We start from the raw sequence: 21,970 nt of genomic DNA, 5'->3' as shown, positions 1-21,970 counted from the left end.
ATCAAGATGAAAGACTTCATATTTATATTCCGGCAAGCCAGTTATGACCATTCTAACACATCGACTGATGAAACAGACGCGCTAAATAAAAAATGGAACGATTGGATAGGTGGAATAGCTACTCAGGGAAAATTTAAGGCGCACGGCGCTCGCTTGGAAACAGCGGGTAAAGTGCTCAAACCAGGTGGGGTGATTACCGATGGACCTTTTGTAGAGATTCGAGAAAGACTAGGAGGTTTTATTGTGGTTTCCGCAGACAGTTTAGAGGAAGCGACCACCTTAGCACACGGTTGTCCTGCGCTTGATGCGGAAGGTAGTGTAGAAATCAGGCCTATACTAGCTTGACAAACAAATTATGAGCAGCACTAACTAGGGCTGCTCATGCTAATTGACTATGGAAGATAAATTTTTGAAACAGTTATTTCAGGAAGAATTCAGGAAGATGGTTGCTGTCATCAGTAAGCGTTTCGGTCTACAATATATAGAAATAGCTGAAGACATTGTAAGTGAAACATTTCTGCAGGCTACAGAAACCTGGAAAAACAAGGGTGTTCCAGTAAACCCAACCGCTTGGCTTTATGCGGTAGCTCGTCAAAAGACATTATCCTATTTCAGACGGAATAAAATCTTTGAAGAAAAAGTAATTCCTGCGCTTAATCAAAACGGAGATATTCTGGAAAATTCTGACGAGATAAACTTCTCGCAACAAAATATTAAGGATAGCCAGCTTCAAATGCTTTTTGCTATCTGCATACCTGCGATTGCCAGTGAAGCGCAAATAGGACTTGCATTACGTATCCTTTGTGGTTTCGGTATTGATGAAATTGCAGAAGCTTTCCTTTCTAACAAAGATACTATCAACAAGAGACTCTTCAGGGCCAAAGAAAAATTACGGACAGAAAGAATTCAACTGACCTTTCCTGCGGAGAACGAAATTAGTCAACGTTTAGATAATGTCTTGCGGATTATTTACCTGCTTTTTAATGAAGGATACTATTCCAGGACCCAGAATCAAATTCTCCAGAAAGACCTCTGCATAGAGGCTTTACGACTAGGTGTCATGTTAACAGAGTATGAGAAGACTAACCTTCCTAAAACCAATGCTTTGGTTGCCTTGATGTGTTTTCATTCTTCGCGTTTTGACGCGCGAGAAAATAACAGAGATGAGCTGATTCTATATGAACAGCAAAACGAAGATATGTGGGATAAAGCATTAATTAACCAAGGGATTCATTTTTTGAATATATCGGCTACAGGTGAGGAGGTTAGTACGTATCATTTGGAAGCCAAAATTGCTTACTGTCATTGTACAAAGGATGATTCAATGGAAAAATGGGAAGAGATTTTACAGCTTTATAATCATCTACTGACAATTAATTATTCTCCCAGTGCGGCCCTTAACAGGACCTTTGCTTTATATAAAGCCAACGGTGTACAGGTTGCCTTGCGTGAGGCGGAAAAATTAAAACTTGATACCAATCATTTCTATTATGTTCTGCTGGGAGAACTTTATAAAAATATAGACAAAAACAACGCGATTTCAGCTTTTGAGAGAGGAAAATCATTAGCAAAAACGCTAGCTGAACAACTGCTTATCCAGCAAAAGATAGATCAGCTTACTGAAAAAGCAAAATAGGACCGGACAATTATATGGAAATCATTATATACCACATCGGATTGAAACTTTGCCGAAGCTGCAACCCTTTTGGTAAATTAATAAAAACAAAGTAAACAATCTTTGATGGTAATAGGGGAACAACTTACAATTTCGCCCTTAACTTACGATTCCGGAAACAAGATCTGAGCCAGGATCGAAATACCCGCGGACCTGAGTATTGGCGGCTTCGATTCCTGCCGCTCCATCCTGTGCCCTGGTATATCATACAGCAATAAGCAGCAAACCGGTAAGGAGCAGTTTCCTTTTTTTAAATTGGACCTCAATAGTCCCTTCCCGGCACCACCGCTCACCCCCAGCTCTATCGTATCAGCCGGCTCATAAGTGTTGGTCTGTACGATCAGGTCGTTGATCCTTTCGGTGTTCTTCCTTTTTAGCTCGAAGTAGCCAGTGCCGTCGGTATCGGTAAAGTTACCGGTATACTGCTCGATCACCTTTGCATTTTCAGAGGCTTGCTTCCGAAATAGATGTAGCCTGAATAATCGCTCTTAACAGGTGACGAACAAGCCGTAAGGGTGCAGGCTACTGTTGTTAACAAGATCAAATTTCTCATATCACCATACTTTTTAAATAATTTTCTTAACAAACAAATCAATATTTATAATTTAGCTATGCTAAAAATATTGAAAAGGATACCGTTCGTATAAGCCTAGAGAGATCGAATTAACGGCAGAAATAAAACCATCCATTTGATCCATACTTGGCATAACTTCTTTGTCCAGTAATTTTTCCAGGTCCTGATAGAGAAAGGCCATCTGGAGAAAGCTTGAAAAGGTAACCTTAAGATCAGAAAAATAATCAAGGCCGGTATATTCGCCTTGATTATGATCATAGTAAAGGACCTCTCCGTCCCGTTTATTTAAAAACCATGCATCTCCCTGACCGGCTCTTCCGATCACCCATATCTCCTGATGTACATTCGGGAAGTTGATTTCCAGGTATCGATTTTCCTTTATAGCTTCTTCGAAGCTGAGAATGTTAATATCAGGAGTGATTTCCATGCCGTCATACTCCGACAAAAATGCACGTTAAGATGGATCAAACGATGGTAATTTAGCTCGATCCTTAACTTCTGACCTTCTCCTTTTTAGCCTTACAGATACTTCTTGTTCTGATAGTTTTTTAAACATATGATCACTGCTTATTTCCGGATACCAGAAAAACACCTGGCACGAACTAGGGACATAAATATAACTAACTTCAAAAAATTCTCTAAAAACCACTGGACGAGCTCTATGTTCTATTGTAGCTGTCATTGATCCAATGTTTTTTGTTTAAAACTACCTGATAAGCTGTAGCGGCCCGCCGGCTTTTGGACGGTAAAACATTAGCTTATAGGCATAAAAATTATTCTCTGTAAGACCCATAAAGGCCGATTTTCCTCTGAATTCTTCATCGGTTCTGATGAGCGCTACCACTTTTCCGTTCCCGTAGAATTGCATCCTGTAATGTTCCAGCTTAAAGGCCTGCTTCCTGTCCACATCTGTTTTCAACTCTTCCATCAGCTTTTTTGAGTCTGCCTGGTCGAAATACAAACTTTCGGAATGTTCCGATATGCGTAGCTCATATTTCTGTATAACGTTTTTGAAATTTTTTGTCTCGTAATCCCTGATCATATCCTTATAGTAAGATACCACTTCCTGTTCTAATGCTTTTTTATCTTCTTTGGTAAGATCGGTTCCATTTTGCCAGCCGGTCAAACTATAGGGCAATTCCACCTCGAAGGAAAGGGTATGTTCGACCGAAGGAGGAGCATGGCCCGGTACTGCCGAATATTCCTTTTCCAGCAGGATGGAATCCTTTTTGTTCTCATTCCTGACGATCCTAATCTTTACCGAATAAGACTCCGATAAAGCAGTATCAAGATTAAAGCTACTGTCAGACTTCGGCAGCAGGGTAAGCTTTAAGATATGTTTCCCGCTCTCGAGTAACAGCGGATTGACCGGGAACGAAAGAGAACTGAGACTGCCGTCATTAAAATCAGTATGAACCGGCATATCATCTATGGATGCCGAATAGGAACAGTCATTGCTGTGAATGAAGAGCCAATATCGCGGTTGGTCCTGCCGGGCATGACCGCTGTTGCTTAAGAGAACGAGAAAAAACACGCTGCAGATTAATTTCATACGTTTTTTCAATATTATGTTTATATAGACGGGTAAAGCATCATTAAAGTTACCTGCTGATTGTCAGTTTGCCACAGCCCATATAGGTTGCCCCCAAATAGCTGAAATAGATATCATGTGTGTTGCCTTCATCAGTAATATCCAGTTTGCAATTTCCAGAAGATCTGCGCAGAATGCCAAAAATATTTTTACCATGAAAAGCATAAGTATCGGAATATGCCTGCTTTTTGGATAGAAAAATGGTGTCCTTTTCTGTTCTATTTACAGCATGACAACGAAGAACCCACAGGTTGTCTTTGATCTCCAGATCCCAGAATGGCTCACTACCCTCAAAATAGCCACTGCCCTTAATGTGATCATCCCGTTGGAGTTCGCCGCTACTGGCAGCTCCTGAAAAAAAGCGATGGTATGGCACAAGTCATCAGTATGATCAGCAACCTATTTATCCTATCCATATTATTAGACCTTATGAACATTTTTTCCTGAATGTTTTCTTTGAGTAGCTAGCTGCTTTAACTTCCTAGTTTATCTATATTATTGGTTATAATCCGTTTAATTCTTTATTTTCTGTAAAAGCCAGAGATAATTAACTTGAAAATAATGAAGCAAAATTCAAGCCGTTTTTTTTTGAGGGTTTGTCATAAAAATATGTGTATTTATTACTATCCAATAACATAACCAATTAATCAGAGCAGGAGTGAGACTACCCCTGAACTGAGCCTAGGTTTTGTACATGATCCCTGTTCAGATTGACCAAATTATTTGCTTAGTCCACAGGTTTTGAAGCTGATCCATTCATTCCTACCCCTAATCTTTCCCCTAAAGTTTGTAAAACAATAAAACTCACTGATAATCAGTGAGTTTTAATAAGTCTTTGCGGAGAGGGCGGGATTCGAATTCGCGCAGTCGTTTTTTACCTCTTTTTTTGCCTGAAATTCCATGTTTTTACTATCTTTTTGCACTAAATATACCCAATTTTATCGATTTTTTGGTGGGACTTTTGGTGGGACTTTTTTGTTGTTTAATTCTGCTTTTCAGTCCGTTATTGACTTAAAATGTTCGTTATTTCATTTTAATTCAATAATGTCAATTCATATATGGTGTTTAAAATCGAATTCAAAAAGGATAAGTTTGACATTTCTATCAAAATTGGATAGGTTCCATTTTTAATTTAATATCTTTTGGATGGTTACTGAATTTAAATGTTTATTTTTTCATTTTCACTCATTTATTTCTATTCAAAAATGCTGTTAATTATCGAATTCAAAAAGTAAATCTATCTTTTAAATGCAAACGGAGGTATTTTTCAAAACAAGGACTATGACCTGCAACTGAAGAATAAACTGGCTTTATATAAATAACCTATACAAACACGTTTCCTTCCAGCTTTAATTTAATATCTTTAAGATGATTGAAAAACTGGGAAGTTTAACTTACTTGCGATCATACGGGAAATTGAATTCTTTATTATTATATCTTCAATCTTTGCCTTTTAAATAATTGCGAGCGTTAGAATTATCAGGGTTAAGTTCAAGGGATTTTTTATAATTGATTATGGCTTTTTCCTGATAACCCAATGTTGCTAATATCTCCCCATAACTGTCATATACATTCCAGCTATTGGGAAATAGAGTAGTATTTAACTTGAAAACTTGTAAAGCTTCGTCTTTCTTATCATGTTCTAAAAGTTGATAACCCCAAGAATTTATTTCGTCTTCTGTTAATGTAAAGTTCTTGTTTTGCTTCCCTACTTTTTTATAAATATTATTAACATTTTTAAAATCATTTTTTGTGAGTTCTTGACGTAATAATTTTAAATTTTCACTCAATCCAAATCCATTTTCGGATTTCATATCCGGAATATAAAAACCGGCTATCTCGTCAATAAACCATTCAGGATTTGAACCTTGTAGATTTGATAAAACAACGATGGATAAATCATCCTGAGGATATACAAATAATGTAGACCGCATTCCACCAACAGGAGCCACGGCAGGATGTTCTTCTCTAACTACTGTTGGCCATCCCAAAGCATAGCCATTTGTTAACTTATTAAAGCCTCCTATTTCTCCACTATTTAATCTTGCTGTGGTAAACATTTGATCGATACTTGCTTTACTAGTCAGTAGTTTTCCGCTTTGCAATGCGATAAGCCATTTACTTAAATCTTCGGCAGTAGTGATAATACCTGTAGCAGTTCTAAAAAATAAAGGGAAAGTGGCAAAAGCATTATGCAGTTTTCCATCATTTATCCATTTTCCACTGTCATTATAAATAGTCGAATATGAATTTGAATTATTTGGAATAATGTCGTTAGAATCTCCGAATTGCGTGGATTTCATACTACAGGGTTTAAACTGATTTTCCGCAATAAACTGTGTAAAATGTTGTCCACTTATTTTGTTAATTATTCTCCCCAAAATATAATAACCTGTTTGATTGTAACTGAATCTTTCTCCAGGGGCGAACTCCATTGGTAGCTTTTTCACCAGTTCCCAGTTTTCATTTTCTGTACCATCACCTAACACTTGTTCTTTTTCATCTATATTGTTTGGAAGTCCAGAAGTGTTACTCAATAACTGTTCAATCTTTATTGACTTCCATTCGTTGGGAATATCAGAAATATAAAGGGAAATGGGATCTTTCACGTTTAGTTTTCCTTGTTCCTGCAATTGCATAATTGCTACACCAACAAACGCTTTGGTCATAGAATTAATGGAGAAAGTGGTCTTTGAATTTGTAGTAACTTGATGTTCTAAATTTGCAAACCCATAGCTCCCCAACTTTTCTAATTTCCCTTTTTTCACAATGGACAACTGAAGTCCCGGGATTTTGAGTCGTTCCATTTTTTCTTGTATAAATGCATCAATGCTATCTGAGGTGATTTGAGCGTTTAACGGAAGTGAAAAAGCTATTATAAATGAGAACAAAACAATAATTATTGTATTCAATAATACCTTCATTGGATTTGTTTATATTTAAAGATAACAATATTTTAATTTATACGGACGTTTTAAATTTGCCACTACTGTCCAAACGACTTATCTCAGCCTTCGTGACCTGTATATACGTACACTGCTTTCCTTGTAAATACAACCATAATTATTACGCAAGCGGGCTGTAACCAGTCTACAACAATAAATAGTGGTTCCTGTAAATCAATATGAAACATAACCTGTTAATTTTGATCTTTGCAAGATTACAAAAGAAGCCTGATCAATTTTAATTAGTTCAATATTGGATTTGGACAAATAAGGAGGCAACTAACCTGTTATCGAAAACGAAAAAGAACCAAAACGACAAAAGAATATTTTTCAATATAACCTATTATTGGTTTGTATAGTAACCAAAAAAAGGTTACATTTGTAATATCATAAAAGATGAACTCATGCACGTAACCATAGAAGATGAATATTTGGTAAACTTGATCAGGGGCGTAAGGCAGAAACCTAAATACCCTATCAACGTCCAGCATAAGTTTATTATGAGAATTAGCCAAATTCGTACTGTTGAAAACGAAAACTACCTTAGAGGTATCAAATCGTTGCACTTTGAAAAGCTTAGCGGTGACAGGGCGGGTAAGTACTCTATCCGCGTTTTGGATGGATGGCGAATTATCTTTAGGATAGAGAAGGAAGAAATTAAAATATTGATTATCGAAGAATTGAGTAATCATTATAAAAAATAGGAATAGGTATGTATAACGTTATGGACAAAGATGGAAACGCTTTAAAAGTTAAAGCTTTCCACGTCGGAGAGTATCTTAGGGAAGAAATAGAAGAAAGAGGGTTGGTAAAAAAAATCGTAGCTGAAAAGGTTGGTATACTGCCCACCCATTTATCGGAAATTTTGAACGGGAAAAGAAATGTTAGCGTTAAGATAGCCGTCAAATTGGAAGAAGTTTTAGACGGTATCCCAGCAGATTATTGGCTTTCTCTACAAATGCAGTTTGAAATTCAGGAAACTAAAGAAGAGTTAATTTTAGCTTAATAAATATAAGGGATAGGGTTCTAACTAAAGCGAGATTTAAAAATGGGGAAGTCTACCAATGAATGTTAAAGGGATTAATATTTGGTGTTCAAATACATAATCTTATTGTTTAGGGACTCTGCTACTTAGCTTCATTTCAGGTTTTCCTGCACATTCTGGGAGTGTAACTCAAACTGTGTCATTGGATAATTAACCTAATTCTAAAAGCCTCTATCCAGCTTGAGCCTATCTCCAAATTTAATATAAAGTTGAGATATCGTCAAGCCCCAGTTGTGCATCGGCATTGTCCACTTTTTAGAGATATCCTTTATTATCAGAAACATTAACTTCATAAGAGCTTGTTCAGAACTGAATGCACCTTTAGACTTCGTAATTTTACGGACCTGACGGTGCATTCCTTCAATAGGATTAGTGGTGTAAATAGTCCTGCGAACCTGTTCATCGTATTCGAAAAAAGTAGATAAGTTGACCCAATTGTCCAGCCAGGATTTAGCAGCAATTGGGTATTTCTTGCCCCATTTCTCTTCAAAGACAAGTAGGTTTTCGTAGCCCACTTCTTCGTTAACAGCTTTGTAAACGGGCTTCAGATCTTCAATAACGGCTTTTTTATCCTTTTCGGTAACATAGCGCATACTTGATCTGATCTGGTGAACAATACATAGCTGAACTTTAGTTTTTGGGAAAATAGCTTCAATAGCTTCGGGAAAACCTTTCAAACCATCGATACAAGCAATTAGAATATCTTCGACACCACGCTGTTTTAAGTCTGTGAGAACAGATAACCAAAACTTTGCACCTTCATTCTCTGAGCTATAAAGACCTATCAGATCTTTACGTCCATCCATACCTACACCTATATTATAAATAGCCCTAGATTCAACTGTATCATTCTGGCGTATTTTATAGTGCATGCAGTCTAAGAAAACAAAAGGATATACCACTTCCAATGGACGAGTTCTCCATTCATTTACTGCGGGCATGACACTTTCTGTGATACGGGATATTTCGGTAGCAGAAATATCCATAGCGTACATCTCACGAATAAAATCGCTGATAGCACGTGTACTCATGCCTTTGGCATACATACCAAGAACATGCCCTTCTAGCTGTTCTGTAATAAAAAGCTGACGCTTGGGAACTACTTTAGGTTCGAATGTACCAGACCTATCACGCCCGGATTCTAGTTCAAAAGTACCGGTATTAAGACCTCGAACTGTCTTTTTTGTCTTTCCATTGCGACGATTAGAGCTACCGGAGGCCTTCTCCTCTTGAAGATGATTCTCTAGCTCTCATCCATCATAGACTCCAGTAAATGCTTCATTAAGGGTGCCAAAACGCCGTCGTTGGGAGATAGACTCTTGCCGTTGTAGAGACCTTGCATGGCTTCCTCTTTGAAGCGTTCAAAGTCGAATGGGGTCTTTTCTTTCATGACCATGTCGTTTGAATAATTAAATATAAAAAATCTTATTAAATTATTCCGTTGACACAGTTCACGTTACAGTCTCTTTATGTTTGATCCATTTATAAAAATCTTAGATGTGTTGGTCATAAAGTTCTGGGAACAGTTTAAATATTATTGTCTGTTTGGGAGAGTGGTCAATATCTTGCTATTTACCAATGTGTTATTAGGCTGGTTTACAACTGGGATTAGGGTCTCTATATATTGAGGCTTTTTTTAGTATGCTAAATTTTCAATAAACAAGGTTAGTTACTTAGAGAAGTTACTCTAATATCGTAATTTCATAAACATCAATGTCCATATGTTATGTACAGTTTACTGATTTAATTGATGCTCTAGTTTCTGAATTTTTGATTTTAACATGTCATTAAATTCTACTCCATCAAATCCATGAGTAACTCTTGCATGACAATTAGGACAGATAGCAGATACATTCAGTGGAGAGTCGCCTCCACCATTTTTTAACTCTATCATGTGGTGCACTTCTAAATAAGGTTGTCCATTTCTTTTTAAAAATGGAGCATCACTCTCACATCCTTCGCATTTTCCTCTAGCTCTAGAAAGAGCATAAGTTTTAATCAAATCCGAACGTTTAATATTAGAAGTTAAACTTTCTGGCGTATTTTCTGGCAACTCAATAGCATTTTTATAAGCTTTATCTCTAAAATCTTCAAATTTTATCAAATTGGGTTCTATGTTAAATTCTTTTTCTATGTAATCATAGGCTCTATCACTAGCAGTGTTTAATTTAATGGCTTGAATGATTTTTTTTGGGATAAAATCCTCTACCTTGTTAATACTACTATCGGTTGCAACAAGATAAGGATTTCCAAAAGGCTGCCCGTTTTTTGTTTTTTGAGATACCTTCACATCCGCTCTAAATCTAGTACCAATAGGATTTTCTTCTCTCAGATTTCGTGGAAATTCAACTCTAACATCTCTATCGAAATATTCCAAAGGTCTTACACGAGGTCTTGTTGAGCTTTCTCCTTTAATCGTTTCCAATAAGACTCCTTCAAATCTATCACCAACCAAAAGTGTTGTTTCCATGTTCAGTTCATTAATTGTACATAACAGATGTATTAGCGAAGCTAATATATCAAAAGTTTCACTACCTAAACACGGGAGTCTACCTATATAGCAAATAAAGTCAAACTAAGTCTTTATTAAAATTTAAAATAAATCATAGTTTATTTTACTACTGTAATCGGTAAATATTATTATTTCTACCAAAAGTGCTGCACTCTAAGGGCTCTTACCCAATTTCGATGCTTTCTTATTTACAAATTGCAAAACATGCTTTATAATTGGCCCAGATACATACGTAGCAAATAATATATCAGTAATTCCCATTATATGGAACAATAGAGTGGCCTCTCCTCATATAACTTTAAACATATTATCGAAAAACAAATATGTAGTTCGTAGCCAGGAGCCCACAATCGTAATAAAAAAGTTTTAAAGTTATTGTTTGAAGACTATTTTCTTGGGAATATTACTTAGTTTCATTACTCGTTCGTAATAATTTATTATACCTAAAGCTTTGGGAGTCATTTTTTCTGTTTCGTTAAAAGAATCAATTTTTATACGATAAGCTGAATCTAATTTTAAACCATTGTTTTTTACTATAACTTGAGTCACCTTTGGTTCTTTAGTTTGATAAAATGTTTTGTTGTGACTTATTCTGAATCCATTTAATGTAATGATTTTAATGATTTCAGGGATAAGGTGTTTAAAGTCATTTTTAGAAGAAAATGTAATGTCATCTACAAAAGTGGTAAAGGTAAGTTCATTTTGATCCGCATATGTCTGTAGTTTAGTTCCAACATTTGTAAAGACTAAGTTTGCAATATAAGGAGAAGTGTGGGTTCCTTGTGGTAGCATACCCTTGTAGGTTGTTAATTTAGTCAAAAGGCTTGCTGTTGAAGGTGCAAATTTATATTTGATAAACATATCATTAACCTGTGAATTAGTAATTCCAGGATAATACCCTCGCAAATCAGTGTTAAAGAAAAATTTATTACCCTGATGCTTTTTAGCATTTAAAATGTTATCCCTTTTCTTCACTCCACCAAAGGCATATTTTGGTAAATTTATGCAGGATAATATTTTATGTAAAATAGATTTCTGTATTTTTTTTAGTTGGCCCACGGTTGGATAAATATCCCTTGAACGAGGTTTATTATTTTTGTCAAAAACTTGATTTCCGTTTTTATCTAATTTAGGAGTCGATTTTAAATAATAGTATCCGTCTAAATTACGCAAAATAGAGTCTACTTTCTTTTGGTCGGTACCTAAAACCTTTAAAAGTTTAGGAGTATCTAACATTATATCTAACTAAATGAGTCGACCATTCCTTTAATCGATGGTAGTAAAATTTCAAAAGCTTCCCTTTTTTCAGCTTCTACATCTTCAGAAGTCATAGAACGGAAAAAAAGAATAGGTAGGGGGGTGTCAAGACTATGAGCTATAGCTTTAAGAGAGCTAATTGTCGCTTCTTTTGAATTATTTTCAATCTTGGAAAGATATGCTTGTGTTATATGAGCTTTTTCAGCCAGCTCATTTTGTTTAAGCCCTTTTTTCTTTCTCAACTCTTTTATAGTAGTACCAATATCCATAGTAATATTATTTTTGAAAAATGTAGGAATGTTAGTCGATGAATAAGTCAATAAGATGTTTTGCATTAGAGAAAAATCGCATAAGTGTCATTAAGACTTTAAGATTTTCTTCTTTTATCATCGGATCTGAGGGGCGGTGAACTTTTGTTTCCTCTAATCTCGTGATGCAATCTTCTAAAAGATCTTTTTCTTCAACTGAAAACGAACAACGGTCGTTTGAAAGGATGCTTCTTATACCTTGTATAAGGTCATCTGAGCTTCTAAAGCTTTTTTCTGTCATTATTTGTAAATTTAATTAAGGCACTATTGCCTGCTCAAATCAATAATGGGTAATTAAATTCATAAACGTTGTTCGTTTGTTCCATTCCTACAATATCCTGCTCCAATCAAAAAAAAGTCTAATTAAATCAGATTAAATCATCATCTACATAGAGTATTATACTCTGCTTTTGATAATTATGGGTTTATCACTTTCCGCTACATTTCTATAGAGGATTAATATCTTGAAGAATAAAGTTTTTATTCATCACTGATTATAGTATTCTAATGTTGTCCTGCTTCATAGTGTTTTGTGATGAATTCAGTATAGTTGTTGGTTGGATTCATCAAAGTACATCTGTTGCTGGGTTTAGTTGTTGTAGTGATGAGCTAGTGCTCCCCAAATGCCCTTGAGGGTTGTATATATTAATTGATATATACTTTAGACGTTTGAATATTAACTACCGTTGCTTTTCAAAGCTTTTCAAAGAACTTATGATACAAATATATAAAATATTCCTGTCAGAGCAAATTTTATTTAAAAATATATTCTGTAGTGATATTTTTTCTGAAGGAAATTTTACAAAGTAATCCTAAAAATAAACAATAGCACAGATGCATCAGCAGAATCATTCAATGCTAAATTGAAATCATTTAGAAGTATATTTCGTGGAGTGAGATATTCAATTCTTTCTTACAGAGTAATGAATTAAATGCTTGATATTTACTATTCGCCACGAATTTCGTATGATCCTGCTACTCTATAATTTGGTGGGGCTATTAACTATTTAAAAAAGGTAAAACCCGCTGATTTTCAGCGGGTTTTAATTTGTCTTGGCGGAGAGGGCGGGATTCGAACCCGCGGTACCGTTTCCAGTACGACAGTTTAGCAAACTGTTCCTTTCGGCCACTCAGGCACCTCTCCGTGTTTCGACAGTGCAAACATAAAGCAAAAATTTTACTATACAAAGTTGAATAGTCGAAAATTTTAACATTTTAAGCTTTAAAATGTCAACCTTCTGAATGTCAATCTATTTTTTTTAATTGTCCTTTTTTTTGCTTAAATCATAATCAATACGAACATGATGAATACTTTTGAGCATTGATTTAAATATTTTTGCAGATTCAGTAATATCGCGCATAGTAATATTAGCGTTTGCAAATTGTCGCTGAAGTACTTTATGATCTATAATCATATCCACTAAATTATTTATGGATTCCTCCGTTGGTTCTTTTAATGATCTAGAAGCAGCTTCTACAGAATCAGCAATCATAAGCACGGCAGTCTCTTTAGAAAAAGGTACCGGCCCAGGGTATTTAAAGTTGGATTCATCAATTACTTTGTCTGGGTTAGCCTTTATTGCTAAATTATAAAAATAATCAACCTTAGTTGTCCCATGATGTGTTCGAATAAAATCGATGACCACCTCAGGCATTTGATGTTTTCTAGCCATTTCAATTCCTTTAAGAACATGAGAAATGATAATCTGCGAACTCTGTTCTGGTGTAAGTTCTGAATGAGGGTTGTCATTTGTTTTTTGGTTCTCGATAAAATAAAGAGGGTTTATCATTTTACCAATATCATGATAAAGTGCACCTGCGCGAACAAGTAATGGATTTCCGCCGATTTTATAAATCGCTGCTTCAGCTAAATTAGCAACCTGAAGAGAATGTTGGAACGTTCCTGGAGCTTTTAGAGATAATTCCCTTAACAATCTAGAATTGCTATTTGTCAGTTCCATTAAGGTAAGATCCGATACAATTCCAAAAAGTTTTTCAAATGCATAAATCAAAGGATATGCTAATAGAGTTAAACCAACACTCACTGTAAATGGTAATAAATCTTGCCAATAAATGGTTGAAAAGGAACCATTTCTGGTAAGAACCAAGCCAACATAACCCAAGGTATAAGTCGCCATAATAATTACTGTAGAAACTAAAAATTGTTCTCTTTTTACTAATGTTTTGATGCTATATATTGCTACCATTCCGGCAGAAAACTGTAAAAAAACAAAGTCAAAACTATTGGGCACAAATAGACCAGCAATCAACACCATTAGTATATGGATGTTTAAAGCAATCCTGGTGTCAAATAGCAATCTGAAGATAATTGGTACACTACAATACGGTATGAAATATAGACTTGGTATTTTGACTTTTATAGCCCAACTCAAAACACCTAACATGACCAATATAACTAGAAAAATAATAAATAATAATCGATTATTGTTGAAGATATCTTTTCGAAAAAAGTACAGAAAGACCATTAATAATCCCATCGCTAATGAAATCAAAATGAAATGGCCAAATGCAACGAGGTTTTGTTCGCCACTTATTCGGGACTCATCTTCAAAAACTCTACGAAGCGATTCTAGTTTTTGATAAGCTTCATTGTTAATAATTTTTCCTTCCTCAGCAATTAATTCATCCTTTTGGACCATGCCCCTTGTTGTTGAAATGTTTGCTAAGGCTGTTTGTTCAACCTTGTTAGTTTGGCTTTCGTTGAACACAAAGTTAATGGTAATGTAATTTTTGAGTACCTCAGCAAGCCATGCCTTATGTTCAATCAATTTGTTTTTTTCAAGGGCACCGCGTACGTAATGATTAGCAGCTTGAATAGTAAAGCAATCAACAGTATTTTTCTGCTGAGCAATATTATCATGAACTAGTACAAAATTATACTCCATGGAAGTCGGGTCATTTTTTAACGAATCACTGCCCTTAACTTGATACCTGTTGTTTAGCGAGAGTACTCCTCTTTTGTAGATATATTCAAGCAAGGCATTTCCGACTTGCCGATAATCATTCATGTTGGTTGAATTGACAGAATCCATTTGACTAGATTGCCATTTTTCACTAAGATCTGTGTTAAATTGATCTATTTGTTCTTTACTAGCAACATCATTCAGATTATATATGGGTTGAACTGTGTTTAGAATATATTGTCGGTCTCGTGCAAGCTCTTCTGAAGTCTTGAGAATAGCGAAGTTATATGGAGAAATTAAATTTTCGTGATTCCACGGCTTTCCTTTTTGATATTCATAACGGAAACGAGGTTGTTTAGGTAAAAAAATACAGATAAGCACAATTGTAAAAATCAACATGCCATATTTCCATATCGATGAATTTTGCTGTAATGTACCTTTGGGGTAGTTTATCTTTAATTTTGCCACGTTCTGAATTTAAGACCTCTAATCAAACAAATGTAGTTATTTTACCGCAAATGAGCCTGTTTATTGAGAGTATCAATAATATAACGTAAAAAAAAGCTGCTTAAGGTATTGGGTACGTAATTAGGCGTAGGTAATAAGGAGTAAAAAAATGAATGTAAAATCTGAAGTTGTTGCATTAAAATAATTGGTTGTATGTTAACCCGATAATACTTTATTATCTTTGCAAAAAAAATAAAGTCATGTCCTCACAAAAGCATTTAATTGCACCTTCAATTTTAGCAGCAGATTTTGCTAAACTTTATGATGATATTCAAATGGTCAACCAAAGTGAAGCCGATTGGTTTCATATTGATATCATGGATGGCGTTTTCGTTCCAAATATTTCATTTGGTTTTCCGGTTATGCAAGCAATTGCAAGGCATGCTAAAAAACCTTTGGATGTTCATTTGATGATTGTAGACCCTGATCGCTATTTGATGACTTGTAAAGACAATGGAGCAGAGATCATTACAGTTCATTATGAAGCATGTACTCATCTTCATAGAACTTTAGCAGCTATAAAAGAATTGGGTTGCAAAGCCGGTGTTGCTTTGAATCCTCACACACCTGTTTCATTGTTAAACGATGTGATCCAAGATATTGATTTGGTATGCTTAATGTCTGTAAATCCAGGATTTGGCGGTCAGAAATTCATTGAGCGCACATATTCTAAAGTTAAAGAGCTTAGAGAAATTGCACAAAAGAATAATACAGATGTGTTAATTGAAATTGATGGGGGAGTTGTATTAGCAAATGCTGGTAGTTTGTTATTGGCAGGTGCTGATGTATTAGTCGCAGGAAGCTTTGTTTTCAGTGCTGAAAATCCTAAGGAAACTATTCAGGCTTTAAAAGCAATTGATCCATTTCGAGAGAGTGTCTGATTTGTTTGTTTAGAATATTTCCAAATTAGTATGCGGTGGCATAAATGCAAGTTAAACTATGTTTTTTTTGTATTTTTGTCTAATTGGCTCGACCAAAGAGCTTAAGAGTTATAGTAAAAAAATAAATCATTAAACTAAAAATAAATGGCTTTTGATATAGACATGATCAAAAAGGTTTATTCTCAATATGATGAGCGTATTAATGCAGCTCGTCAACTTGTTAATAAACCATTGACTTTATCTGAGAAAATTTTGTACGCTCACCTTTGGAATGGTAATGCTACAGAAGCTTATGAGCGTGGTAAATCTTATGTTGATTTTGCACCCGACCGTGTAGCAATGCAAGATGCTACTGCACAGATGGCATTATTGCAATTTATGCAAGCCGGCCGACCTCAAGTGGCAGTTCCTTCGACGGTTCACTGTGATCACTTGATTCAGGCTCGTGATGGAGCAGATAAAGATTTAAGCCGTGCAAAACAAGAAAGCTCAGAAGTGTTTAACTTCTTGAGCTCTGTTTCAAATAAATACGGTATTGGATTTTGGAAACCAGGAGCTGGTATTATTCACCAAGTAGTTCTTGAAAATTATGCATTCCCTGGTGGATTAATGATCGGCACAGACTCACACACTGTAAATGCAGGTGGTTTAGGTATGGTTGCTATCGGTGTTGGTGGAGCAGATGCATGTGATGTAATGGCTGGGTTACCTTGGGAGCTGAAATTTCCAAAACTAATAGGTGTTAAATTAACTGGAAAACTGTCTGGATGGGCTGCCTCTAAAGATGTTATCCTAAAAGTAGCCGGTATTTTAACTGTTAAAGGTGGTACCGGTGCGATTGTAGAGTATTTTGGTGAAGGTGCTGAATCTTTATCATGTTCTGGAAAAGGTACGATATGTAATATGGGTGCTGAAATTGGAGCAACAACTTCAACCTTCGGCTATGACGCATCTATGGAGCGTTATTTACGTGCTACAGGTCGTGCAGAAGTAGCAGATGCTGCAAATGCAATTAAACAACATTTGACTGCAGATCCGGAAGTTTATGCTAATCCTGAACAATATTTCGATCAAGTAATTGAAATCAATCTATCTGAACTAGAGCCTTCCTTGAACGGCCCTTTTACACCAGATTTATATACTCCAATTTCACGTATGCGTGAAGAATCTGTGAAAAACGGATGGCCAACGAAAGTGGAATGGGGATTAATTGGTTCTTGTACTAACTCTTCATATGAAGATTTGTCTCGTGCAGCCTCCATTGCTAAACAAGCGGTGGACAAAGGCTTAATAACGAAAGCTGAATTTGGTATTAACCCAGGTTCTGAACAAGTTCGTTATACGGCTGATCGTGACGGTTTCTTAAAAACTTTTGAAGATCTAAATGCAACGATTTTCACTAATGCATGTGGACCATGTATTGGAATGTGGGATCGCGCTGATGCGGATAAGCAAGAAAAAAATACAATCGTACATTCTTTCAACCGTAATTTTGCTAAACGTGCCGACGGTAATCCAAACACTTTTGCTTTTGTAACTTCTCCAGAAATGGTAGCAGCAATTGCAATATCAGGTGATCTTGGATTCAATCCATTAACCGATACGTTAACCAATAAGAATGGAGAACAGGTTAAATTGGATCCTCCTACTGGATTTGAGTTACCAGAAAAAGGGTTTGCAGTAGAAGATCCTGGATATCAAGCTCCTGCTTTAGATGGGACTGGTATTAGTGTTGATGTTTCACCTTCTTCTGACCGACTTCAGTTGTTAGAACCATTCTCAGCTTGGGAAGGTACTGATCTTTTGGGGTTAAGATTGTTAATCAAAGCGAAAGGAAAATGTACTACTGATCATATTTCTATGGCTGGCCCATGGTTGAAATATCGTGGTCACTTAGATAACATTTCTAATAATATGTTGATTGGTGCTGTTAACTATTTTAATGATAAAACAGACCAAGTAAAAAACCAAATTACTGGTGAATACGGTCCTGTTCCTGCTACTCAACGTGCATATAAAGCACAAGGGATTGGTTCGATCGTAATTGGTGATGAAAACTACGGTGAGGGATCATCCCGTGAACACGCGGCCATGGAGCCTCGCCACTTAGGAGTTCGTGTTGTACTTGTGAAATCATTCGCTCGTATTCATGAAACCAATTTGAAGAAACAAGGTATGTTGGGTCTGACTTTCGATAATAAAGACGATTACGATAAAATTCTTGAGAATGACGTGATTGATTTAATTGGTCTGACAGAGTTTGCTCCAAACAAATCTTTGACTCTTGTATTGCATCATCAAGACGGTACGAGTGAAAGTATTGTAGTGAACCATACGTATAATCAGCAACAAATTGAATGGTTTAAAGCTGGTGGCGCGTTGAATATTATTCGCTCCAACCAGAAATAAATGATTATTTAGAATTTAATATTTATTTATATAAAAAAGGATGCTTTCTATGAGAGCATCTTTTTTTTGGTATCCCGTCTTGCAAAAAACACCTTGTTTTTGATTTTAAGTAAAATCAGTAGATTTGCTATACCTAATGAATATAAAATGGTAAAGTCGATGCTGAAAGTTTTCCCACTTATCTCTTTAATTTTAACAATGAATAATTTACATCTATCTGCCCAGAAAATTAGATACGAGCTGGATCCAAAGAAGAACACAACGCTCACCTATGAGGAATTAATTGAAATATATCAGAATATCGTTAAGGGCCGAAAGGACGCAAAGTTGATTGAGGTTGGATTAACCGATGTAGGGAAACCGCTAAAACTTTTAATTTTATCTAAAAACGGTGATTTTAATCCTCAAAGTATCAAAAATAAAGGGAAGTCTGTTTTATTTATGAATAATGGTATCCATCCGGGTGAACCTGAAGGTATGGATGCCTCGGTCATGTTTGTAAGAGACTTATTGCTGAAAGATGAGCTACCTGAGCATGTGGTGATTTGTGTTATTCCGGTTTATAATATCGCAGGCATGATTAACAGGGGCGTCTCTAGGGCAAATCAGAATGGACCACAAATGTACGGCTTTAGAGGCACCCTACAACATTATGACCTTAATCGTGATTTTATAAAAGCCGACACTAGAAACTCTATGTTATTTCAAGAAATTTTTAGTCTTTGGGATCCTGATGTTTTCTTTGATACACATACAAGTAATGGTGCAGATTACCAGTATGTTATGACTTTGATAGAGACTCAAAAGGATAAATTTCATCCAGAGCTTTCCAGCTACATGAACGAGAAGTTTACTAAACCCCTTTATCAAAAGATGAAATCCCTAGGATTTCCAATGATTCCCTATGTAGACCCAAAAGATGAAACTCCAGAATCAGGGTTGGTATCTTTTTTAGAAAGCCCAAGGTATTCTACAGGATATGCAGCTTTACATAACACCATAGGGTATATGCCAGAAACGCACATGTGGAAAACCTATCAAGAGAGAGTCGAGTCAACTTATGCCTTAATGCAGAGTCTTTTAGAAGTTTGTATAAAAGAGTCAAAAACGTTAGTTGATTTAAGAAAACGGGTTAAACAGTCCGTTTCAAAACAAGAGTATTTCCCGGTTGCCTGGACATTAGATGAACAAATAGTCGATTCTATTTCATTTATGGGTTATCAAGCATTTCATAAAAAAAGTCAAGTGAGTGGACACAATAGATTATATTACGATAGAAGCAAAACGTATACAAAAGAAGTACCATATTACAGTTCTTATAAGCCATCCATAATCATTAAAAAGCCAAAAGCGTATATTATTCCCCAAAGTTACGACAGAATTATAACCTTAATGCAAGCAAATGCTGTCGAGATGAGACAATTAGAAAGCGATACTGTAATGGAGGTTGAAATGTATTACATTGGTTCATATAAAACACAGTCAAATCCTTACGAAGGGCATTACCCGCACTATAGCGTTGAGGTTAAACCAAAGTTAATGAAACGAAATTTTTTTGCAGGTGATTGGATGATAGAAGTAAATCAACCAATTAACCGGTACATCGTTGAAACTCTTGAACCTCAGGGAACAGATTCTTTTTTTAATTGGAACTTCTTCGATGCAATTCTCTCGCAAAAGGAATATTTTTCAGACTATATATTTGAGGAAGAGGCTGCGAGGATACTCCAAGAAGATAACGAACTCTCAGCAGCGTTGGAGCTTGCAAAAAAACAAAATTCTAAACTTGCTGAAAGCGCTAAGGCTCAATTAGATTGGATTTATAAAAAATCAATTTACTATGAGGATTCGCACATGCTTTATCCAGTTGGGAGGATTATTAATTAATAAAAGGATATTTTTTTTCGATAGGAATTGTTGTTGACAATAGGCTGTCATTCTCGAGGATTATATTTGAATTAGTAAATCATTTAAAAGAATTCAATATGAGCAATACAGCATTTATCACTAGAGACGAATTTTTAAACCATTGGCAAGGACATCGCGGTTTAACGAGGCGTACAATTGAAAAATTTCCAGAAGAAGAGTTATTCAGTTTCAGCGTGGGTGGGATGCGTCCATTTTCTGAGCTAGTTAAAGAATTATTAACCATTGCACTTCCAGGCTTAAAAGGAATCGTTAACAAAACTGAGGAAGAGCTTTCTCATGAAATTATGATTAATTCAAAAGCTGAAATGTTAAAATTATGGGACGATCAAACTCCTTTAATTAATGAATATTTCAATAAAATCAAAGATGAAGAATTCCATGAAGTCCTAAATTTATTTGGCATGTATAAGAATGCTAATTATGGAAGTATTTTGTACTTTTTTGATAATGAGATTCATCATCGAGCTCAAGGCTATGTTTATCTAAGAGCATTGGGTATTGAACCTCCATTTTTCTGGGAAAGAGTCTAATCCTAAAAATGTCTTCTAGATCGATCTAGAAGACATTTTTATCTTTTTAAGATTCAGTTATTTCGCTTTAAAAACTGAATTTACTTCGGTAATTTTCCATCCGTCTTTATCCTTTTCCATCGTTACAAAATCCGTTCTTTTAAAATTTTTGAAATCTAAAACAACTTTTGAGAGACTATAATTTCCTGATTTTTCAATAATCTGATAATCGACATCACAATTATAGGATGTTCCTTTATTTGATTTAATATATTTAATATAATCTTTTTTTGAAACAGGAGCTTGATTTGATTTGGTATTAAATTTTTGTGTGAAGTCTTCACTAAATAGCTCATCGATAAAAATTGTGTTACCTTTTACAGTACTGTTGATATATTCATCAACAATATTTTCCACGACCGATTTGTTTAAGACTTCCTTTTCTTTATCTATAGCAAATCCTGAGATTGAAGAAGTAATTAATAGACCTGCTAATGCGAATGTTTTTGCGAGATTATTCATGATAGTTTTTTTAGTGATTAGTATCTGTTTAATTTTTATTTCTATACTCCAAATATAGAACGGGATTAAAAGATTTACCACCTAGAAAAGGCCAACACAAATACTTACTCGGTCAAAGTACATCCTTTTTCGGTAAAATAATTATAAAGGTTGTCTAGCTTTTTTACCGAGAAAATGACAAAATACATATGGACAAGAATATTTCTATTTGAAGGACGAAGGGATTCATTTACAATAGTAGAACTCTATTATACTTTGCTTCTAAGAAGTCCTATGATTTATCAACTTAAAGATTCTGGATATTCCTCTAGCTAAAGATTTCATTGATTAACACAAGATGATTGCAAAACGTTTTCATCTGGGAATAATGCTAGGAATGTTG

General features: G+C 35.3%; 19 protein-coding genes, 1 tRNA gene and 1 pseudogene. 8 read left to right on the top strand and 13 right to left on the bottom strand.

Annotated features, from left to right (window positions below; all coding sequences use genetic code 11):
- Positions 1 to 6: 6 nt before the first annotated feature.
- Both AC6CHH_RS14885 and AC6CHH_RS14880 read left to right on the top strand, forming a co-directional pair.
- A complete protein-coding gene (locus AC6CHH_RS14885) occupies positions 7 to 345 on the top strand; it encodes a YciI family protein (RefSeq protein WP_498284271.1) in 339 nt (112 codons plus the stop codon).
- 49 nt (positions 346 to 394) lie between these two features.
- On the top strand, positions 395 to 1,636 hold the full coding sequence (locus AC6CHH_RS14880) for an RNA polymerase sigma factor (RefSeq protein ID WP_498284269.1): 1,242 nt from the start codon (positions 395 to 397) through the stop codon (positions 1,634 to 1,636).
- A gap of 653 nt (positions 1,637 to 2,289) precedes the next feature.
- On the opposite strand, the gene AC6CHH_RS14875 is transcribed toward AC6CHH_RS14880, so the two are convergent.
- From AC6CHH_RS14875 to AC6CHH_RS14855, 5 genes are all read right to left on the bottom strand, one after another.
- The gene (locus AC6CHH_RS14875) at positions 2,290 to 2,694 is read right to left on the bottom strand and encodes a hypothetical protein (RefSeq protein WP_498284267.1); all 405 of its coding nucleotides are present in this window, start codon (positions 2,692 to 2,694) and stop codon (positions 2,290 to 2,292) included.
- A 9-nt stretch (positions 2,695 to 2,703) separates the two neighbouring features.
- Positions 2,704 to 2,931: a hypothetical protein gene (locus AC6CHH_RS14870; RefSeq protein ID WP_498284265.1), complete on the bottom strand. Its 228-nt coding sequence runs from the start codon at positions 2,929 to 2,931 to the stop codon at positions 2,704 to 2,706.
- Between the two features lie 24 nt (positions 2,932 to 2,955).
- Positions 2,956 to 3,801, bottom strand: a complete 846-nt coding sequence (locus tag AC6CHH_RS14865; protein ID WP_498284263.1) for a hypothetical protein — start codon at positions 3,799 to 3,801, stop codon at positions 2,956 to 2,958.
- Between the two features lie 49 nt (positions 3,802 to 3,850).
- Positions 3,851 to 4,216: a hypothetical protein gene (locus AC6CHH_RS14860; RefSeq protein WP_498284261.1), complete on the bottom strand. Its 366-nt coding sequence runs from the start codon at positions 4,214 to 4,216 to the stop codon at positions 3,851 to 3,853.
- 1,063 nt (positions 4,217 to 5,279) lie between these two features.
- Positions 5,280 to 6,764, bottom strand: a complete 1,485-nt coding sequence (locus AC6CHH_RS14855; RefSeq protein WP_498284259.1) for a serine hydrolase — start codon at positions 6,762 to 6,764, stop codon at positions 5,280 to 5,282.
- Between the two features lie 425 nt (positions 6,765 to 7,189).
- Between AC6CHH_RS14855 and AC6CHH_RS14850 the strand changes: the two genes are divergently transcribed.
- Together AC6CHH_RS14850 and AC6CHH_RS14845 are read left to right on the top strand one after the other, a co-directional pair.
- Complete coding sequence (locus AC6CHH_RS14850; protein ID WP_498284257.1) at positions 7,190 to 7,489, top strand: type II toxin-antitoxin system RelE/ParE family toxin; 300 nt, start codon at positions 7,190 to 7,192, stop codon at positions 7,487 to 7,489.
- Between the two features lie 8 nt (positions 7,490 to 7,497).
- Complete coding sequence (locus AC6CHH_RS14845) at positions 7,498 to 7,791, top strand: HigA family addiction module antitoxin (protein ID WP_498284255.1); 294 nt, start codon at positions 7,498 to 7,500, stop codon at positions 7,789 to 7,791.
- A gap of 200 nt (positions 7,792 to 7,991) precedes the next feature.
- Here AC6CHH_RS14845 and AC6CHH_RS14840 read toward each other — a convergent pair.
- The 7 genes and pseudogenes from AC6CHH_RS14840 to AC6CHH_RS14810 form a co-directional block, all read right to left on the bottom strand.
- Positions 7,992 to 9,220 (bottom strand): annotated as a pseudogene (locus AC6CHH_RS14840) (IS256 family transposase).
- A gap of 345 nt (positions 9,221 to 9,565) precedes the next feature.
- Complete coding sequence (locus AC6CHH_RS14835) at positions 9,566 to 10,300, bottom strand: HNH endonuclease (RefSeq protein WP_498284253.1); 735 nt, start codon at positions 10,298 to 10,300, stop codon at positions 9,566 to 9,568.
- A 414-nt stretch (positions 10,301 to 10,714) separates the two neighbouring features.
- Positions 10,715 to 11,578, bottom strand: coding sequence for a reverse transcriptase family protein (locus AC6CHH_RS14830; RefSeq protein ID WP_498284251.1), 864 nt, complete (start codon positions 11,576 to 11,578; stop codon positions 10,715 to 10,717).
- 5 nt (positions 11,579 to 11,583) lie between these two features.
- Positions 11,584 to 11,868: a helix-turn-helix domain-containing protein gene (locus AC6CHH_RS14825; RefSeq protein WP_498284249.1), complete on the bottom strand. Its 285-nt coding sequence runs from the start codon at positions 11,866 to 11,868 to the stop codon at positions 11,584 to 11,586.
- A gap of 31 nt (positions 11,869 to 11,899) precedes the next feature.
- On the bottom strand, positions 11,900 to 12,148 hold the full coding sequence (locus tag AC6CHH_RS14820; protein ID WP_498284247.1) for a hypothetical protein: 249 nt from the start codon (positions 12,146 to 12,148) through the stop codon (positions 11,900 to 11,902).
- An 813-nt stretch (positions 12,149 to 12,961) separates the two neighbouring features.
- A tRNA-Ser gene (locus AC6CHH_RS14815) sits at positions 12,962 to 13,051 on the bottom strand.
- 115 nt (positions 13,052 to 13,166) lie between these two features.
- Positions 13,167 to 15,299 carry an HD family phosphohydrolase gene (locus AC6CHH_RS14810; protein ID WP_498284245.1) on the bottom strand — a complete coding sequence of 711 codons (2,133 nt, stop codon included), beginning with the start codon at positions 15,297 to 15,299 and terminating at the stop codon, positions 13,167 to 13,169.
- A gap of 239 nt (positions 15,300 to 15,538) precedes the next feature.
- Here AC6CHH_RS14810 and rpe point away from each other — a divergent pair, with 239 nt between their 5' ends.
- The 4 genes from rpe (at position 15,539) to AC6CHH_RS14790 (ending at position 21,087) form a co-directional block, all read left to right on the top strand.
- On the top strand, positions 15,539 to 16,219 hold the full coding sequence (rpe, locus tag AC6CHH_RS14805; RefSeq protein ID WP_498284243.1) for a ribulose-phosphate 3-epimerase: 681 nt from the start codon (positions 15,539 to 15,541) through the stop codon (positions 16,217 to 16,219).
- Between the two features lie 144 nt (positions 16,220 to 16,363).
- Positions 16,364 to 18,628, top strand: a complete 2,265-nt coding sequence (locus AC6CHH_RS14800) for an aconitate hydratase (protein WP_498284241.1) — start codon at positions 16,364 to 16,366, stop codon at positions 18,626 to 18,628.
- Positions 18,629 to 18,826: 198 nt separating this feature from the next.
- On the top strand, positions 18,827 to 20,515 hold the full coding sequence (locus tag AC6CHH_RS14795; RefSeq protein ID WP_498284239.1) for a M14 family zinc carboxypeptidase: 1,689 nt from the start codon (positions 18,827 to 18,829) through the stop codon (positions 20,513 to 20,515).
- 98 nt (positions 20,516 to 20,613) lie between these two features.
- The gene (locus AC6CHH_RS14790; protein WP_498284237.1) at positions 20,614 to 21,087 is read left to right on the top strand and encodes a DinB family protein; all 474 of its coding nucleotides are present in this window, start codon (positions 20,614 to 20,616) and stop codon (positions 21,085 to 21,087) included.
- 57 nt (positions 21,088 to 21,144) lie between these two features.
- On the opposite strand, the gene AC6CHH_RS14785 is transcribed toward AC6CHH_RS14790, so the two are convergent.
- On the bottom strand, positions 21,145 to 21,588 hold the full coding sequence (locus tag AC6CHH_RS14785) for a nuclear transport factor 2 family protein (RefSeq protein ID WP_498284235.1): 444 nt from the start codon (positions 21,586 to 21,588) through the stop codon (positions 21,145 to 21,147).
- Between the last annotated feature and the right edge of the window lie 382 nt (positions 21,589 to 21,970).

This window comes from Sphingobacterium sp. GQ94, assembly GCF_059758715.1.
Note: the sequence above shows the minus strand (reverse complement) of the source record. Positions and strands in the feature narration are given on the sequence as shown.

Excerpts from the sequence above, each read along its gene's own strand:
- rpe (WP_498284243.1), top strand. The coding sequence starts at position 15,539 with ATGTCCTCACAAAAGCATTTAATTGCACCTTCAATTTTAGCAGCAGAT.
- AC6CHH_RS14820 (WP_498284247.1), bottom strand. The coding sequence starts at position 12,148 with ATGACAGAAAAAAGCTTTAGAAGCTCAGATGACCTTATACAAGGTATA.
- AC6CHH_RS14785 (WP_498284235.1), bottom strand. The coding sequence starts at position 21,588 with ATGAATAATCTCGCAAAAACATTCGCATTAGCAGGTCTATTAATTACT.
- AC6CHH_RS14795 (WP_498284239.1), top strand. The coding sequence starts at position 18,827 with ATGAATAATTTACATCTATCTGCCCAGAAAATTAGATACGAGCTGGAT.
- AC6CHH_RS14800 (WP_498284241.1), top strand. The coding sequence starts at position 16,364 with ATGGCTTTTGATATAGACATGATCAAAAAGGTTTATTCTCAATATGAT.
- AC6CHH_RS14855 (WP_498284259.1), bottom strand. The coding sequence starts at position 6,764 with ATGAAGGTATTATTGAATACAATAATTATTGTTTTGTTCTCATTTATA.
- AC6CHH_RS14885 (WP_498284271.1), top strand. The coding sequence starts at position 7 with ATGAAAGACTTCATATTTATATTCCGGCAAGCCAGTTATGACCATTCT.
- AC6CHH_RS14825 (WP_498284249.1), bottom strand. The coding sequence starts at position 11,868 with ATGGATATTGGTACTACTATAAAAGAGTTGAGAAAGAAAAAAGGGCTT.
- AC6CHH_RS14870 (WP_498284265.1), bottom strand. The coding sequence starts at position 2,931 with ATGACAGCTACAATAGAACATAGAGCTCGTCCAGTGGTTTTTAGAGAA.
- AC6CHH_RS14830 (WP_498284251.1), bottom strand. The coding sequence starts at position 11,578 with ATGTTAGATACTCCTAAACTTTTAAAGGTTTTAGGTACCGACCAAAAG.
- AC6CHH_RS14880 (WP_498284269.1), top strand. The coding sequence starts at position 395 with ATGGAAGATAAATTTTTGAAACAGTTATTTCAGGAAGAATTCAGGAAG.
- AC6CHH_RS14850 (WP_498284257.1), top strand. The coding sequence starts at position 7,190 with ATGCACGTAACCATAGAAGATGAATATTTGGTAAACTTGATCAGGGGC.
- AC6CHH_RS14865 (WP_498284263.1), bottom strand. The coding sequence starts at position 3,801 with ATGAAATTAATCTGCAGCGTGTTTTTTCTCGTTCTCTTAAGCAACAGC.
- AC6CHH_RS14845 (WP_498284255.1), top strand. The coding sequence starts at position 7,498 with ATGTATAACGTTATGGACAAAGATGGAAACGCTTTAAAAGTTAAAGCT.
- AC6CHH_RS14790 (WP_498284237.1), top strand. The coding sequence starts at position 20,614 with ATGAGCAATACAGCATTTATCACTAGAGACGAATTTTTAAACCATTGG.
- AC6CHH_RS14835 (WP_498284253.1), bottom strand. The coding sequence starts at position 10,300 with ATGGAAACAACACTTTTGGTTGGTGATAGATTTGAAGGAGTCTTATTG.